The following is a 13917-nucleotide window of genomic DNA, read 5'->3' on the forward strand; positions in this document are numbered from 1 at the left end:
TTCCCCGGCCGGCTGTCGGCACGTTCGTCCAGTTGATCATCCAGAAGGCGCCGCTCTCTAGGGCATGCGCCAGCGTCCGCCCGCGAGGAACTCGTCGATCGCCGCCGCGTACGGCGCCGGGTCCAGCCCCTTGGCCACCGCCCAGCCGTCGTCGTGGTAGGTGCCCAGATGCCGGTCGGCCGCATCGCACACGAGCGTGACGACCGACCCGATCCCGCCCTGGTCGCGCAGTTGTGCGGCCCGGAACAGCGCGCCGATCAGGTTGGCGCCGGTGGACCCGCCGACGGGCAGGCCCAGGTGCGCCCGTACGGCACGGGCACCGGCGACGCTGGCCGCGTCCGGGACGGGCATCACCACGTCGGCGAGGGACGGCACGAAGCCCGGCTCCATCCTGGGCCGGCCGATCCCCTCGATCCGCGACGGCATCCCGGTGGCGTAGTCGGCGGTACCGCTCGCCCAGCCCGGGAAGTACGCGGAGTGCTCCGGATCCACGACCGTCAGTAGGGTCGGCAGTCCGTGGTAGCGGATGTGCCGGCCGAGCGACGCCGACGTGGCGCCCGTGCCGGCACCGACGACCACCCAGTCCGGCGCCCGGCCGGCGGCCCGCTCGACCTGCGCGAAAAGCTCGCCGGCGAGGCTGTCGCCGCGCCAGTCCAGCGCGCGCTCGGCCGCGGTGAACTGATCGAGGTAGTGTCCGCCCGCCTCGGTGGCCAGACGGCGGGCGGCGGCGTAGATGGCCAGCGGCGGCGTGACGAACTCGCACCGCCCGCCCAGCGCCTCCACGGTGGCCGCGCGGCGCGGGTCGGGTGTGCCCGGCATCACCGCGATGTACGGCAGGCCGAGCAGCCGCGCGAAGTACGCCTGCGCGACGGCCGCGGTGCCACCGGTGGCCTCGACCACGGTGGTGCCCTCGGTGATCCGCCCCGAGGCGATCGCGTGCCGGAACATCGCCCGCGCCGCCCGGTGCTTGAGGCTGCCGGTGGGCTGGGCGGACTCGTCCTTGAGGAACAGCCGGACGGCACCGCCGGGCACCGGGAACGGCACCAGCCGGGTCTCGCCGGCCTGCTCCGCCTCCGCCGACAGCGCCTCGATCGCCGAAGCGGCCCATCGGGTCGGCGACTTTCCGGTGATCATGTGCTTATCGAATCAGATCGGTCGCATCACGCACAGCCGCCGCTCGCGCGAAGCGGCCGGCCAGCATCTCCGCCGCGGAGCGCAGCTCCGCCGGGCCGACGATCTCCAGGTCGACGTCGAACATCCCGAACCACGCCGCCAGGCCGGTCCACGACCAGCTGCCCATCGTCACCCGGCAGCGCTCCGGCGTCACGACCTCCACGATCGCCTGGCCGCGGACCCACTCCTCGACGGCCGCGGCGGGCGCCTGCAGGATCACGCTCCCCCGGCACGGGAACGGATCCTGGCCCTCGAACCGCTCGGCGATGAACGCCGCCACGTCCGGTGCCGGCAGCTGCCGGGGCGTGAACCGCGGGCCGTTCGGCGACCGCGGCGCCATCCGGTCCACGCGGTACGTGCGCCAGTCACCGCGGTCGAGGTCCCAGCCGATGAGGTACCACCGGCCACCCCATGTCACCAGATGGTGCGGTTCCGTGCGGCGGGGCGGCCGGACCTGCTCCCCCTCCAGGAACTCCCGCCGCCCGGTGTAGTCGAACCGGAGCACCTCCCGCGCCCGCACCGCCGTCCCGATGGCCAGCAGCGCCTCCGTGTCGACGTTCGCCTCGCGCTGGTTGCCCTTCGCGACCCGCGTCACCCGGAGCGCGTCGACGCGGTGCCGCAGCCGGGCGGGCATCACCTGCCGGACGGTCGCCAGCGCGCGCAGCGCGGCCTCCTCCACGCCCTGGACCGTCATCGTCGCCGTCTGCAGCGCCACCGCGACGGCCACCGCCTGGTCGTCGTCGAACAGCAGCGGCGGCAGTTCCGAGCCGGCGTCGAGGCGGTAACCGCCGTCCGGGCCGCGGGTGGCCTGCACCGGATAGCCGAGCTCACGCAGCCGGTCGACGTCACGGCGGACCGTGCGCGGGCTGACCTCCAGGCGGTCGGCGAGCGTCCGCCCGGGCCAGTCGCGGCGGGCCTGCAGCAGGGACAGCAGGGCGAGCAGGCGGGCCGAGGTCTCCAACATGGCACCCAGTATCACCGGCGATGAGGACAGAGGCTGTCCGCATCCCCGGGAAAGCTCCTCGGTGCAGGCCGATCCGAGAGGAGCCGAACAGTGATCAGCACCCGAGCGCTGACCAAGGACTTCGTGGTCAACCGGAAGACCACCGTCCATGCCGTACGAGGGATCAGCCTCGATATCGGGCCCGGCGAGCTGGTGGCCGTCCTCGGCCCCAACGGCGCGGGCAAGACCACGACCATGCGGATGCTCACCACCCTCATCACGCCGACGTCGGGCACGGCGACCGTCGCCGGCCATGACGTCGTCAGCGAGGCCGCGCAGGTGCGCCGGCACATCGGGTACGTCGGGCAGGGCAACGGCGCCGCCCACACCCAGCTGGTCGGCGACGAACTGTGCGTACAGGGCCGGATCTACGGCCTGGACCGCAAGACGGCTCGGCAGCGGTCCGACGAACTGCTGGCGGCACTGGACCTGGCCGACCTCGGCAACCGGAAGGTCACCGACCTGTCCGGAGGCCAGCGCCGGCGGCTCGACGTCGCGATCGGACTCGTGCACGCACCGTCACTGCTGTTCCTCGACGAGCCGTCGACCGGCCTGGACCCGCAGAACCGGGCCAACCTGTGGGCGCACATCCTGCGGATGCGGGCCGAGTCCGACATGACCGTCGTGCTGACGACGCACTACCTGGACGAGGCCGACACCATGGCCGAGCGGGTCGTCATCGTCGACCACGGCGAGGTGATCGCCGACGACACCCCCACGGCCCTCAAGGCCAAGCTGGCCGGCGACCGGATCGTCGCCTCCGGTGCCGGCCGGGCGCTGGCCCCGATCGCCGCCGCGCTGCCGGGCGCGCGCGACCTGGCGGTGACCGACGGCGGCATCGAGGTCCGCGTCAACGACGGACCGTCCGCCCTGCCCGAGCTCGTCCACGCCGCCGGCGGGCTGCTGCGGACCGCCGAGGTCCACCGGCCGACGCTCGACGACGTCTTTCTCGCCCTGACCGGACGCAACCTGCGGGAGAATTCATGACCACGCTCGCCACCTCCTTCCGGGACGTCGGCATCGTCGCCGGCCGGGAACTGCGGCCGCTGATCCGCTCGCCGTTCTCGCTGATCTTCGGCATGATCCAGCCGCTGGTGTTCCTCGCGCTCTTCGGCCCGCTGCTCGCCGGCTCGCTGCGCGGCCAGGCGGGCGGGCTCGGCTCGGACGTCTGGCAGTGGTTCGTCCCGGCGATCCTCGTCATGACGACGCTCTTCGGCACCTCGACGGTGGGTGCCAACCTGCTCGGCGAGTTCCTCACCGGGTCGCACGAGCGGATGCTCGTGACCCCGCTCAGCCGGCAGTCGCTGCTCGTCGGGCGGGCGCTGAAGGAGATGGTGCCGCTCGCCGGCCAGGCGCTCGTCATCGTCCTGGTGATGCTGCCGTTCGGGTTCGACCTGCACCCGGCGGGCGCGCTCCTCGGCCTGGTGCTGCTGACCCTGTTCGGTGTCGGGCTCGGTTCGCTGAGCTACGCCCTCGCGGTCGCGGTGCGGCGGACCGACTGGATGTTCTGGGTCGTCCACCAGACGCTGCTGTTCCCGCTCATGATCCTGTCCGGCATGCTGCTGCCGCTGGAGACCGGCCCCGGGTGGATGCGGGCGGTGGCGCACTTCAACCCGCTCGCGCACATGGTGACGGCCGAGCGCCTGCTGTTCGCCGGCCGGATCGCCGAACCGGCGGTGGCCTGGGGCTTCGTGGCCGCGGCGGCGACGGCGCTGGTCGGGCTGTGGGTCGGCATCCGGGCGATGCACCGGTCCACCTGACGATCGCGGGCGCCCCGGTCAGCGGGGCGCCCGCGACCACGTCACTCGCCGACGGCCTTGAACAAGGCTCCGATCTCGGCCTGCGACAGGTGCCGCGTGCGGCCCGGTCGCAGGTCGCCGAGCCGGATCGGGCCGATCTGGGTGCGGATCAGCCGCTGCACCGGGAAGCCGACCGCGTCGAACATGCGCCGCACGATGTGGTTGCGGCCCTCGTGGAGGACAACCTCGACGAGCGCCACCTTGCCGTATGCGTCCACGACCCGGAACGCGTCGACCTTGACCGGGCCGTCCTCCAGGTCGACGCCGGCCTTCAACTGCCGCCCCATCGCACGCGGCACCGGGCCCTGGATCTCCGCCTGGTAGGTCTTCGCCACCTCATACGACGGGTGCATCAGCTTGTGCGCGAGCCCCCCGTCGTTGGTGAGCAGCAGCAGTCCCTCGCTGTCGGCGTCGAGCCGGCCGACGTGGAACACCCGGGTCGTGATGTTCGGCAGGAAGTCGGCGATCGCGTCGCGGCCCTTCTCGTCGTCCATCGTCGACACGACCCCGCGCGGCTTGTTCAGCGCGAGATACACCATCCGCGTGTCGGTGATGAGCCGCTGCCCGTCGACGTGGATCGCGTCGTGGATCGCGTCGGCCTTGTCGCCGAGCGTGGCCTCCTTGCCGTTGACGGTGACGCGCCCCTCGTCGATCAGGCGCTCGCAGGTGCGCCGTGACCCCAGTCCGGCGGCGGCGAGGATCTTCTGTAGCCGCTCGTCGTTACGCGGCGGCTGCGCGTCCGGTGGGGCGTCGAAGGCGGACGCGGTGAACTCTTCAGCATCAGCGCTGGGCATCGGCGATCTCATCTATGTCGTCGGGAAGGAACGGGGCGAGCGGGGGCAACTGGTCGACACTGTCCAGGCCAAGCTTCTCCAGGAACAGCGTGGTCGTGCGGTAGAGATGCGCCCCGCTTTCGGGCTCACTCCCGACCTCCTCGATCAGGCCCCTCGTTACCAGCGTACGGACCACACCGTCACAGTTGACCCCCCGGATGGCAGAGATGCGGGACCGGGTCACCGGCTGCTTGTACGCGACCACGGCAAGTGTCTCCAGCGCCGCCTGCGTCAGCCGGACCTGCTGCCCGTCGAGGACAAACTTCTCGACGTAGGTCGCATACTCGGGCCGGGTGTACAGCCGCCAGCCCCCGGCGACACGTCGAAGATCAAATCCAAGCCCCAGGGAGGTGTACTGCCTGGAGATGTCCTCGAGCACCCCACGCACCCGATCGACGGGCTGTTCGAGCACTTGGGCGAGGGTAACTTCGGTGGCGGGTTCGTCGACGACGAGCAGAATGGCCTCGACCGCCCCGCGCAGCTCGGCGTCGGACATGGCAGCCGGCACCTCTGGCGCACCAAGGTCGCCACCATCAGATCTTGGAGCATTCGAGCCCTCCCGGGGGCCGAAACCCTCCAAGATCAACTGGCCGTCGTCTCCCTGTGGAGCGCTATGGTCGCCCTGGCGACCAGAAGACTCCACACCCTGACCCGTAGCCCCCGCGACCGCATCGCCGCCGGCGCGCATGTCCGGAAGCTTGGAGCGACCCGAGGGAACGTCAGAGCCGAGAGGCTCTTCGGTCCGCCCTGTCTCCTTGGTCCGCCCGGTCTCCCCGGCCCGCTCTGTCCCTTCGGCCCGCTCTGTCTCACCGGCCCGCCCGGTGCCCTCGGCCCGCCCCGCCTCCCCGGCCCACTCCGCGGCGGTGGCGTCGATCGACTCGGCTGCAGGATCCGCGACCTTCTCCCCCGACTTCTCGGCGGACGACGAGGCGATGCGCCCCGAAACAGCGATCTCGAATGCACTCGCCTCGGAAGCAGCGCCGTCCGAGGCAGCAGACTCGGACTCGGACTCCGGCTCGGGCTTGGGCTCGGACTCAGACTCAGGCTCGGACTCAGGCTCCGACTTGGACTCGGGCTCGGACTCCGACTTGGACTCGGACTCCGACTTGGACTCGGGCTTGAGCTCGGGCTCGGACTCGGGCTCCGACTTGGACTCGAGCTCGGAGGAATCCAGAGCGGGCTTGGAGCGATCCGGAGCGGCAGGCTCCGAAATGACCGCCTCCGAACCAGCGCCTTCGAACTCGACCGCCCTGTCAGCGGGTTCCGAAACAGCGATCTCGGAACCCGCCAGGCCCGAACCAGCCACCCCCGAACCAGCACCCTCGGACTCGACCGCCCCGTCAGCGGGTTCCGAAACAGCGATCTCGGAACCAGCCGCAGCCGAACCAGCCGCGTCCGAAGCGGAGAGCTCCGAGGCAGCCGCCTCCCCGGCAGTCTCCGAAACAGCGTCCTCCGAACCAACCGTGCTCGAATCGGCTGTCTCCGAGGCAGCCACGTCCGAACCAGCCACCCCCGAACCAGCCGCGTCCGAACCAGCCACCCCCGAGGCAGCCGTCTCCGAGGCAGCCACCTCCGAACCAGCCACCTCCGAGGCCGGCACGTCCGAGGCAGGCACGTCCGAACTAACCGTGCCCGAATCGGCCGTCTCCGAGGCAGCGGCGTCCGAGGCAGCGGCGTCCGAAGGCTCCGCGCGCTCGACAAGCTCCGCGCTCCCAACAGCATCAGCAGGTTCCGCAGGCGGCTCGGGAGCGCGAGGTTCCGCGGCCGGGGGCTTGGGGCGCTCCCACGGCGGCACCCAGTTTGCCGCCTGGTCGGCAAGCGACCACCGGTCGTCTTGACTCACTCGTCCACCTCGCTGTCCACGTCAGCCGCGCCCACCGTCGCCGGCTCAGCCGCCGGAGAGCCCTCCGGAGGCGTTGACGGCCCGGGAGCAGGCGCGCCCTCGTACTCCTCGACCTCGATCGAGACGTCCGTGTCGTCGGTGCCGATCCAGCGGACCACCAACTCCCCCAGCGCCTGGACCTGCTCGAAGCTCACCAGGTTTTCCCGGTACAGCTCCAACAGCGCCAGGAAGCGGGCCACCACCTCGAGCGTCGAGCCGCAGTCCACGCACAGGGCGCTGAAGGTCGCCTCGCGCTGCTCGATCAGCCGGTCCTTCACGATGTTGGCGTGCTCCCGCACGCTGACCCGCACCATGTGGATGTGCGCGATCGACACGACCGGCGGCGGCTTGGGCGTGAACGCCTTCAGCGCCAGCTTCAGCAGCCGCTGCGGGCCGACGCCGAGCACGAGGTCCGGCAGCGCCTCGGCGTACCGCGGCTCGAGCGACACCGACCGCGGATAGCGCCGCGAGCCCACCGCCTCCAGGCCGGAGATGTGCGCGGCCGCCTCCTTGAAGGCCTTGTACTGCAAGAGTCGCGCGAACAGCAGGTCCCGCGCCTCCAGCAGGGCCAGGTCTTCCTCGTTCTCCACCGTCGCCGACGGCAGCAGGCGGGCGGCCTTGAGGTCGAGCAGCGTGGCGGCGACGACGAGGAACTCCGACGCCTCGTCGAGGTCCCAGTCGTCGCCCATCGCCCGGATGTACGCGATGAAGTCGTCGGTCACCGTGTGCAGCGCGACCTCGGTGACGTCGAGCTTGTGCTTGCCGATGAGCTGCAGCAGCAGGTCGAACGGCCCGGTGAAGTTGGCCAGCCGAACCTGGAACCCCGATGCGGGGGCGGCCTCCAACTCGGCAGGAGGCGCGGCTGCAGGATCGGTCACCGGAGAAACGTAGCGCAAGAACCGCGATGAGCCCGCTACAAGCGCCGCTCGGCCTGCTGGGCGATCACCTCACGGGCGAGCTGCCGGTAGTTACGGGCGCCCGAGGAGGCCGGATCGAGCACGGTGATCGGCGCGCCGGCGACGGTCGACTCGGGGAACTTGACCGTCTTGGTGATCACGGTCTGGTAGACCTTGTCGCCGAACGCCTCCACGACCCGCTGGAGCACCTGGCGGCAGTGGGTGGTGCGGCTGTCGTACATGGTGGCGAGGATGCCCTCGAGCTCGAGGTCGAAGTTGAGCCGCTCGCGCACCTTGTCGATGGTGTCGAGCAGCAGCGCGACGCCACGAAGTGAGAAGAATTCACATTCCAGCGGGATCATCACGCCGTGCGCCACCGTGAGCGCGTTGATCGCCAGCAGGCCGAGAGAGGGCTGGCAGTCGATCAGGATGAAGTCGTACTCCTTGAGCACCGGCCGCAGCACCCGGGCCAGGGCCATCTCGCGCGCGACCTCGGTGACGAGCTGGATCTCGGCGGCGGACAAGTCGATGTTGGCCGGCAGCAGATGCAGGCCCGCGATGTCCGTCTTGATCCGGATGTCCTCGACCGTCACATCCGAGTCCATCAGGATGTTGTAGATCGTCAGGTCGAGATTGTGCGGGTTCACCCCGAGTCCGACCGAGAGCGCGCCCTGCGGGTCGAAGTCGACGAGCAGCACCCGCCGCCCGTACTCCGCCAGCGCCGCGCCCAGGTTGATGGTCGACGTGGTCTTGCCCACGCCGCCCTTCTGGTTGGCCATGGCGATGATCCGCGCCGGGCCGTGCCGGTCCATCGGCATCGGCTCGGGAATCGGCTTGCGCATCGTGTATGCCGTCGGGTCGGCAGGACCCAACTCCGCACCGAGGTCAAGCGATGCCTGCTCGGCGCGCATCGTGGTGGTCCACGACTCCGCCTGGTCACCCATGCCTGTCATCGCTATCTTCGCCCCTCCGCGGCGGGCCGTCTCCACCCTCGGGCCGATCGGCGTCGGCGATCTGAGGAAGCGAGTCGGCCGTTGCCCGACTGTACGTCAATGCAGGGTACATATCGCGCAGTGCGCCTCGGCGTGTCGCGAAGCTCATCGTTGGGTACGGTCATCCACGTGTTGGGACCAGGGGACGTGCTCGGCGACCGTTACCGCCTCGAGGAGTTCGTCGCCAGCGGCGGCATGGGGCAGGTGTTCCGCGCCACCGATACGACACTCGGCCGGACGGTCGCGGTCAAGGTGCTGCTGCCGGGGCACACGGGCAACGGCGAGTTCGGCAGCCGGTTCCGCGCCGAGGCGCGCATCATGGCCTCGATCGGGCATCCGGGTGTCGTCGGCGTCTACGACTACGGCGAGACGTCCGAGGGCACGATGTTCCTGGTCATGGCCTTCGTCGCCGGGCGGCCGCTGGGTGAGCGGATCGCCCGCGAGGGTGCGCTGCCGGTCGACGAGACACTCACGATCGTGGCCCAGGCGGCCGAGGCGCTGCAGGCCGCGCACGCCAAGGGCGTCATCCACCGCGACGTGAAGCCGAGCAACCTGCTCGTGGCCGACGACGGCACGGTGACGCTGGTCGACTTCGGTGTCGCCCGCTCGTCGTCCGTGACGTCCGTCACGAAGGTCAACGCGGTCATCGGCACCGCCCTCTACATGTCGCCCGAGCAGGCACGTGGCGGGGCGATCTCGCCGGCGACGGACGTCTACGCGCTCGGCGCGGTGGCGTACCACTGCCTCACCGGCGCACCGCCGTTCAGCGGCAACTCGCCGCTGGAGATCGCGGTCAAGCACCTGCACGAGGAGCCGCCACCGCTGCCCGATGACCTCCCCGTCGCGGCGCGGGCGCTGGTCGAGCGGGCGATGGAGAAGGACCCCGAGGCCCGATTCCCCTCGGCCGCCGCGATGGCCGTCGCGGCCCGTGAGGCTCAGAACGGGGTCGTACGTGCCGTGCGCGCGTCGTCACCGTCGGTCTCCGACACGGCCGAACTGGTTGCGCACGACCCGGACGACGACGAGGCGCCGCGCCGCCCGGCGTGGTTCCTGGTGGCGGTCGGCCTGGCCCTGGCCGCCCTCGCCGGCGGGGTGATCCTGGCCGTGGTCGCGCTGACCCGCGAGGTCCTGGACTCGGGGAACAGTCCCGCCGCCGTCCCCAGCAAATCCGCGGGTGTGGTCCCGGCGGCGTCGACGCCGGGACCACACGGCGCGGCCACGACGCGTGCCGGATCGACATCCACGTCGGCGCCGGCCTCGGCGACCGCCTCGTCCGTGGCACCCAGCTCCCCCGCACCGCAGAGTGAGCCTCCGCAGTCGTCCGCCGCGCCCGGTCCGACGTCGGACGCCCCGCCGCCGTCGCCGGACAAGTCCCCAACACCGGACAAATCCCCGACGCCGTAGTGCACCGAGACGTGCAACCCTTCCCGGGCCGACTCCGTCTACCCCCGGACGAAGGGAGCCCAGACGGGTGAACCAAGACGACGAGGCGCACTTCCGGGATTTCGTCACCGCGCGATTCGACGGGCTGCGCTCGCTCGCCTACCTGACGTGCGGGGACTGGCACACGGCCGAGGACGCCGTGGCCGCCTCCCTGGCAAAGCTGTACGTGCGCTGGACCAAGGTCGACACCCCGTTGGCATATGTGCGGCGGGCGATCGTGCACGCCCTGGTCGACGAGAGCCGCCGGCCGTGGCGCCGCCGGGAGCGGTCGGCCGGGCACAGCCTGCCCGACCTGCCCGGGCCCGACCACGCCGACCAGGTCGACGAGCGGATCCGCATCCGCGCGGCGCTCGCCCGGATGGCGCCCGGCCAGCGCGCCGTGCTGGTCCTGCGCTACTACGAGGGGCTGAGCGTTGAAGAGACCGCCGAGGTGCTCGGCCGCCAGCCGGGCACCGTCAAGAGTCAGACCGCCAGGGGCCTCGCCGCGCTCCGTGCGCTGCTCGGCACGGACGAGCTCCGGGTCACGGACGGCCTTGCTGACAGTCACCCCGCAGGCATCGAGGAGAACAGGAGGGAAGGGCATGGCACCACAGGATCTGCGCACTCTGCTGACCTCGGCCAGGGACGATGCGCCGCCACCGCGGCTCAGCGTTGACGACATCACCGCCGCGGGCCGGCACCTCGAGCACCGCCGGCGCCAGCTCGCCCTCCTCTCGTCGGCCGGCGGCGGTGTCGTCGCCGCGATCGCAGCCGTCGCGGCGGTGCTGATGCTCAACAACCCCGAGCCGATGACACCCGCGCTCGACCCGAGCCGCCTGCCGGCCCTGCCTTCGCCCGCGGCGCCGGCCGAGTTCGTCGCCGCGTCCGCGTTCACCACGACCTACCAGGGCTATACCGCCGGGCGGTACGTCGTCAGCGACCCGGACCTGGTGACCACCGCCTATCAGCAGTCCACGATCGCACCGGTGTCGTCCACGCCGGCCCCGTTCACGCCGCCCCCGTTGACGTCGACGCCGGAGGTCAAGACGAGGGCGTCCGGTATCCGTGCGCCGGGCGGTGTGCTCGTCGTGTACCGCGAGCACACGTTCGAGCCGACGGTGTTCGATCCGTCGGAGAGGATCCAGCTGCGCGGGTCCGTCGGGCTGCTGCACTACGCCATCGGGCAGAAGACGCCCCCCGCGTCGCCGGAGGTGCTGAAGCGGTATGGCCAGTTCGGCGGCGTGATTCCGGCGCTGGCCTGGCAGTACAGCGACGACGCCTGGGCGGCGATCTACTGGTCGTCGTGGGAGGACGCGCCGACCGTGGAGGAACTGGCGGCCATCGCCGACGGGCTCACACCCGCGCAGCCGAAGGAGTTCCGGATCGGGTTCCGGCTGAAGACCCTGCCGCAGCGGTACTTCCTGGTGGCGGCGAGCTTAGGCCAGGACGCCCCCGACGGCAGCACGCTCATCTCGTCGGTCCGGCTCACGCTGAAGCCGCCCCAGGCGCCGCTCACCGGGATGATCGACTTCGAGACGCTCGGCGCGATCACCCTGTCCGTCGGCGTGAACGAGCCCGGTGACCCTTCGGCTCCCACCGGCAGCGCGGTCAAACCGGCCTGCACGACGGGCGCGCTGGTGTGCACCCGCCCGGTCAGCGACCGGATGTACGTGCGGGTCGAGGGCGACGGCACGAAGCTGTTCCCGCCCGGCCTGACCGCGGAGCTGACGACACTCATGGACCCGGCGAACCCCGACGACCCCGGCAACTGGCCCCCGGTGACAGAGGTCTTCACCGAGTAGCCCGGATAACAGCGCCCCGCCGAAAAACCGCGTGCGCGGACGGCGGGGTGCTGTTACCGTTCTTGGCATGCGTTTCTGAGCCCATTGACGCCGCGCGTGCCGCCGCTGCCCTGACGCAGCAGGTCGGCCCCCGTTGTGGGTTTCTGCAGATCCCGCTTCGCGTCTCCGCGCGGCCGCAGCCTGTCCGCTCGCCGCTTCCAGCACGTTTTCCGCGAAGGAGACGCTCATGCCTGCTCGTTCCACTAAGCCGTCCTCGCCCGCCGCCGACTCCGACCGGGTGTCCGCGGAGGAGTCCGAGGACCGTCCGCTGAACCCGCTCGAGGCGATCCGCCGCGCTCAGGCCAGCCGCTCCCTCCCGCCCGGCTCGGGCGACCGGGCCGGCGGCCGCGGCGGCGTCGGCAAGGGCAGCAACCCGAAGGCCCCGAGGAAGTACAACCGGCACAAGTAACCCCGCTCCCCTCTTCAGGCGTCGATCTTGCCGTTGTGGTGCCTCGACACCCCACGATGTCCGGGTTCGTCAGGCACCACACCGGCAAGATCAGCGCGGGGAGGGGGCCGTGAGGTAGCGGTGGATCGTGGGGCTCACGTGGGCCACCACCGTCTCGGCCGGCATGCCGGCCACCGGAGGGACGCGCAGGATGTACCGGCAGAACGCGAGGCCGAGCATCTGGGTCGCCACCAGGCCGGCGCGGTCGGCGGCCTCGGCCTCGTCGGCCGCGAACCCCCGGACCAACGGGAGGATCTGGTCGCGGAAGATCCCGCGGAGCCGCTCGGCGGCGGTCTCGTCGGTCGCGGCCGAGCGCAGCAGCGTGAGCAGCGCGTCGTCGGCCGGGTCGCCCTCCCAGCGGTGCAGGAAGTGCGTGACCAGTGCCTCACCCAGCCGCTCGCGCGGGACGGCGGCGACGTCGGGCAGCCGCAGGTCGACGTCGACCGCGGCGGCGAAGAGCTGCGCCTTGTTGCCGTAATACCGCATCACCATCGACGGGTCGATGCCCGCGTCGGCGGCGATGGCGCGGATGGTCGCCCGTTGGAACCCGTCGGCGGCGAACCGCGCCCGCGCCGCCTTGAGGATCCCGGCCCGGGTGGCATCGGAGCGCCGCGGCGGCAGGTTGTCGGTCATGCCCACAACCGTAGGCCAACACCCGTTGACCGCACGGTCAGCGGGCCCGCGGGTGCGCGGTCGCGTACACCTCACGCAGCTTGTCGACCGTGACCAGCGTGTAGACCTGGGTGGTCGTCACCGAGGCATGGCCGAGCAGCTCCTGCACGACGCGGATGTCGGCGCCGCCGTCCAGCAGGTGCGTGGCGAAGGAGTGGCGCAGCGTGTGCGGCGAGACGCCGGTGGGGCCGTCGACTGGCAGCCCGGCCCGCACCGCCGACTTGCGCAGGATCGTCCAGGCGCTCTGCCGGGACAGCGCGCCGCCGCGCGCGTTGAGGAACACGACCGGCACCCCGCGGCCGTTGGCGACGAGCACCGGGCGGCTGCGGACCAGGTAGGCGTCCAGCGCCGACCGCGCGTAGCTGCCCATCGGCACGAGCCGGGTCTTGCCGCCCTTGCCGCGCAGCAGCACCATGCCGTGCCGGCCGGTGAGGTCGAGGTCGTCGACGGCGATGCCGACCGCCTCGGAGATGCGCGCGCCGGTGCCGTACAGGAACTCCAGCAGCGCCCGGTCGCGCAGGCCCAGCGGCCCGCTGTCGTCGGGAACGGCGAGCAGCCGCGCGACCTGGTCCACGTCGAGCGCCTTCGGCAGCCGCTTCGGCAGCGACGGCGGCTTCACCTCGCGCGAGGGGTCGTTCGGCGCGAGGCCCTCCAGCAGCAGGAACCGGTGCAGGCCGCGCACGGCACTGGCCGCCCGGGCCGCGGACGACGCCGACAGGGCGGGCTCGCCGGAGCGCAGCGCGGCGACGTGCCCGGCGATGTCCCGCGCGGACACGTCGGCGAGGTCCTTGATCCCGGCCTCCGCCAGCCACTCGACGTAGCGGTCGAGATCCCGGCGGTACGAGGCGAGCGTGTTCACCGCGAGCGCTCGCTCGACGGTCAGGTGGTCCAGGTACATGTCGACGGCACGGCGCAGCGCCGCGCTGATCTCGTCCGTGCCGTCGACCGCCACCTGA

The 13917-nt window shown here is 71.6% G+C and carries 14 protein-coding genes; 6 read left to right on the forward strand and 8 right to left on the reverse strand.

The window, feature by feature from the left end; genetic code table 11:
- Positions 1-57 precede the first annotated feature (57 nt).
- Positions 58-1134 carry a PLP-dependent cysteine synthase family protein gene (locus Dfulv_RS36275; protein WP_259858349.1) on the reverse strand — a complete coding sequence of 359 codons (1077 nt, stop codon included), beginning with the start codon at positions 1132-1134 and terminating at the stop codon, positions 58-60.
- Positions 1135-1138: 4 nt separating this feature from the next.
- Positions 1139-2137, reverse strand: coding sequence for a helix-turn-helix transcriptional regulator (locus Dfulv_RS36280; protein WP_259858350.1), 999 nt, complete (start codon positions 2135-2137; stop codon positions 1139-1141).
- 90 nt (positions 2138-2227) lie between these two features.
- On the opposite strand from Dfulv_RS36280, the gene Dfulv_RS36285 reads away from it, so the two are divergent.
- Positions 2228-3163, forward strand: a complete 936-nt coding sequence (locus Dfulv_RS36285; RefSeq protein ID WP_259858351.1) for an ATP-binding cassette domain-containing protein — start codon at positions 2228-2230, stop codon at positions 3161-3163.
- Positions 3160-3936 (forward strand): ABC transporter permease, encoded by a 777-nt coding sequence (locus tag Dfulv_RS36290; protein ID WP_259858352.1) that lies wholly within the window; start codon positions 3160-3162, stop codon positions 3934-3936. The genes Dfulv_RS36285 and Dfulv_RS36290 overlap by 4 nt, the downstream gene beginning before the upstream one ends.
- Before the next feature lie 41 nt (positions 3937-3977).
- Here Dfulv_RS36290 and Dfulv_RS36295 read toward each other — a convergent pair whose 3' ends face one another.
- From Dfulv_RS36295 to Dfulv_RS36310, 4 genes are all read right to left on the reverse strand, one after another.
- A complete protein-coding gene (locus Dfulv_RS36295) occupies positions 3978-4769 on the reverse strand; it encodes a pseudouridine synthase (RefSeq protein WP_259858353.1) in 792 nt (263 codons plus the stop codon).
- Positions 4756-5496: an SMC-Scp complex subunit ScpB gene (gene scpB, locus Dfulv_RS36300; protein ID WP_259858354.1), complete on the reverse strand. Its 741-nt coding sequence runs from the start codon at positions 5494-5496 to the stop codon at positions 4756-4758. The genes Dfulv_RS36295 and scpB overlap by 14 nt, the downstream gene beginning before the upstream one ends.
- Before the next feature lie 1151 nt (positions 5497-6647).
- Positions 6648-7568, reverse strand: a complete 921-nt coding sequence (locus Dfulv_RS36305) for a segregation and condensation protein A (RefSeq protein WP_259858355.1) — start codon at positions 7566-7568, stop codon at positions 6648-6650.
- Positions 7569-7603: 35 nt separating this feature from the next.
- Positions 7604-8539 (reverse strand): ParA family protein, encoded by a 936-nt coding sequence (locus Dfulv_RS36310; protein WP_190248004.1) that lies wholly within the window; start codon positions 8537-8539, stop codon positions 7604-7606.
- A 168-nt stretch (positions 8540-8707) separates the two neighbouring features.
- Between Dfulv_RS36310 and Dfulv_RS36315 the strand changes: the two genes are divergently transcribed.
- The 4 genes from Dfulv_RS36315 (at position 8708) to Dfulv_RS36330 (ending at position 12250) form a co-directional block, all read left to right on the forward strand.
- Entirely contained in the window at positions 8708-9982 is a 1275-nt protein-coding gene (locus Dfulv_RS36315; protein ID WP_259858356.1) for a serine/threonine-protein kinase, read from the forward strand.
- Positions 9983-10049: 67 nt separating this feature from the next.
- Complete coding sequence (locus Dfulv_RS36320) at positions 10050-10676, forward strand: SigE family RNA polymerase sigma factor (protein WP_259858357.1); 627 nt, start codon at positions 10050-10052, stop codon at positions 10674-10676.
- The gene (locus Dfulv_RS36325; RefSeq protein ID WP_259858358.1) at positions 10603-11802 is read left to right on the forward strand and encodes a hypothetical protein; all 1200 of its coding nucleotides are present in this window, start codon (positions 10603-10605) and stop codon (positions 11800-11802) included. Before Dfulv_RS36320 ends, Dfulv_RS36325 begins: the two co-directional genes overlap by 74 nt.
- A gap of 226 nt (positions 11803-12028) precedes the next feature.
- A complete protein-coding gene (locus Dfulv_RS36330; protein WP_259858359.1) occupies positions 12029-12250 on the forward strand; it encodes a hypothetical protein in 222 nt (73 codons plus the stop codon).
- Positions 12251-12340: 90 nt separating this feature from the next.
- On the opposite strand, the gene Dfulv_RS36335 is transcribed toward Dfulv_RS36330, so the two are convergent.
- Both Dfulv_RS36335 and xerD read right to left on the reverse strand, forming a co-directional pair.
- Positions 12341-12922, reverse strand: a complete 582-nt coding sequence (locus Dfulv_RS36335; RefSeq protein WP_259858360.1) for a TetR/AcrR family transcriptional regulator — start codon at positions 12920-12922, stop codon at positions 12341-12343.
- A 37-nt stretch (positions 12923-12959) separates the two neighbouring features.
- Positions 12960-13913: a site-specific tyrosine recombinase XerD gene (gene xerD / locus Dfulv_RS36340; RefSeq protein WP_344405581.1), complete on the reverse strand. Its 954-nt coding sequence runs from the start codon at positions 13911-13913 to the stop codon at positions 12960-12962.
- Positions 13914-13917 lie beyond the last annotated feature (4 nt).

The organism is Dactylosporangium fulvum, assembly GCF_025137375.1.
Classification (GTDB): Bacteria; Actinomycetota; Actinomycetes; order Mycobacteriales; family Micromonosporaceae; genus Dactylosporangium; species Dactylosporangium fulvum.

Coding starts and splice junctions, on each gene's coding strand:
- Dfulv_RS36275 (WP_259858349.1), bottom strand. CDS start 1,134: ATGATCACCGGAAAGTCGCCGACCCGATGGGCCGCTTCGGCGATCGAG.
- Dfulv_RS36280 (WP_259858350.1), bottom strand. CDS start 2,137: ATGTTGGAGACCTCGGCCCGCCTGCTCGCCCTGCTGTCCCTGCTGCAG.
- Dfulv_RS36290 (WP_259858352.1), top strand. CDS start 3,160: ATGACCACGCTCGCCACCTCCTTCCGGGACGTCGGCATCGTCGCCGGC.
- Dfulv_RS36295 (WP_259858353.1), bottom strand. CDS start 4,769: ATGCCCAGCGCTGATGCTGAAGAGTTCACCGCGTCCGCCTTCGACGCC.
- scpB (WP_259858354.1), bottom strand. CDS start 5,496: ATGCGCGCCGGCGGCGATGCGGTCGCGGGGGCTACGGGTCAGGGTGTG.
- Dfulv_RS36310 (WP_190248004.1), bottom strand. CDS start 8,539: ATGACAGGCATGGGTGACCAGGCGGAGTCGTGGACCACCACGATGCGC.
- Dfulv_RS36325 (WP_259858358.1), top strand. CDS start 10,603: ATGGCACCACAGGATCTGCGCACTCTGCTGACCTCGGCCAGGGACGAT.
- Dfulv_RS36330 (WP_259858359.1), top strand. CDS start 12,029: ATGCCTGCTCGTTCCACTAAGCCGTCCTCGCCCGCCGCCGACTCCGAC.
- Dfulv_RS36335 (WP_259858360.1), bottom strand. CDS start 12,922: ATGACCGACAACCTGCCGCCGCGGCGCTCCGATGCCACCCGGGCCGGG.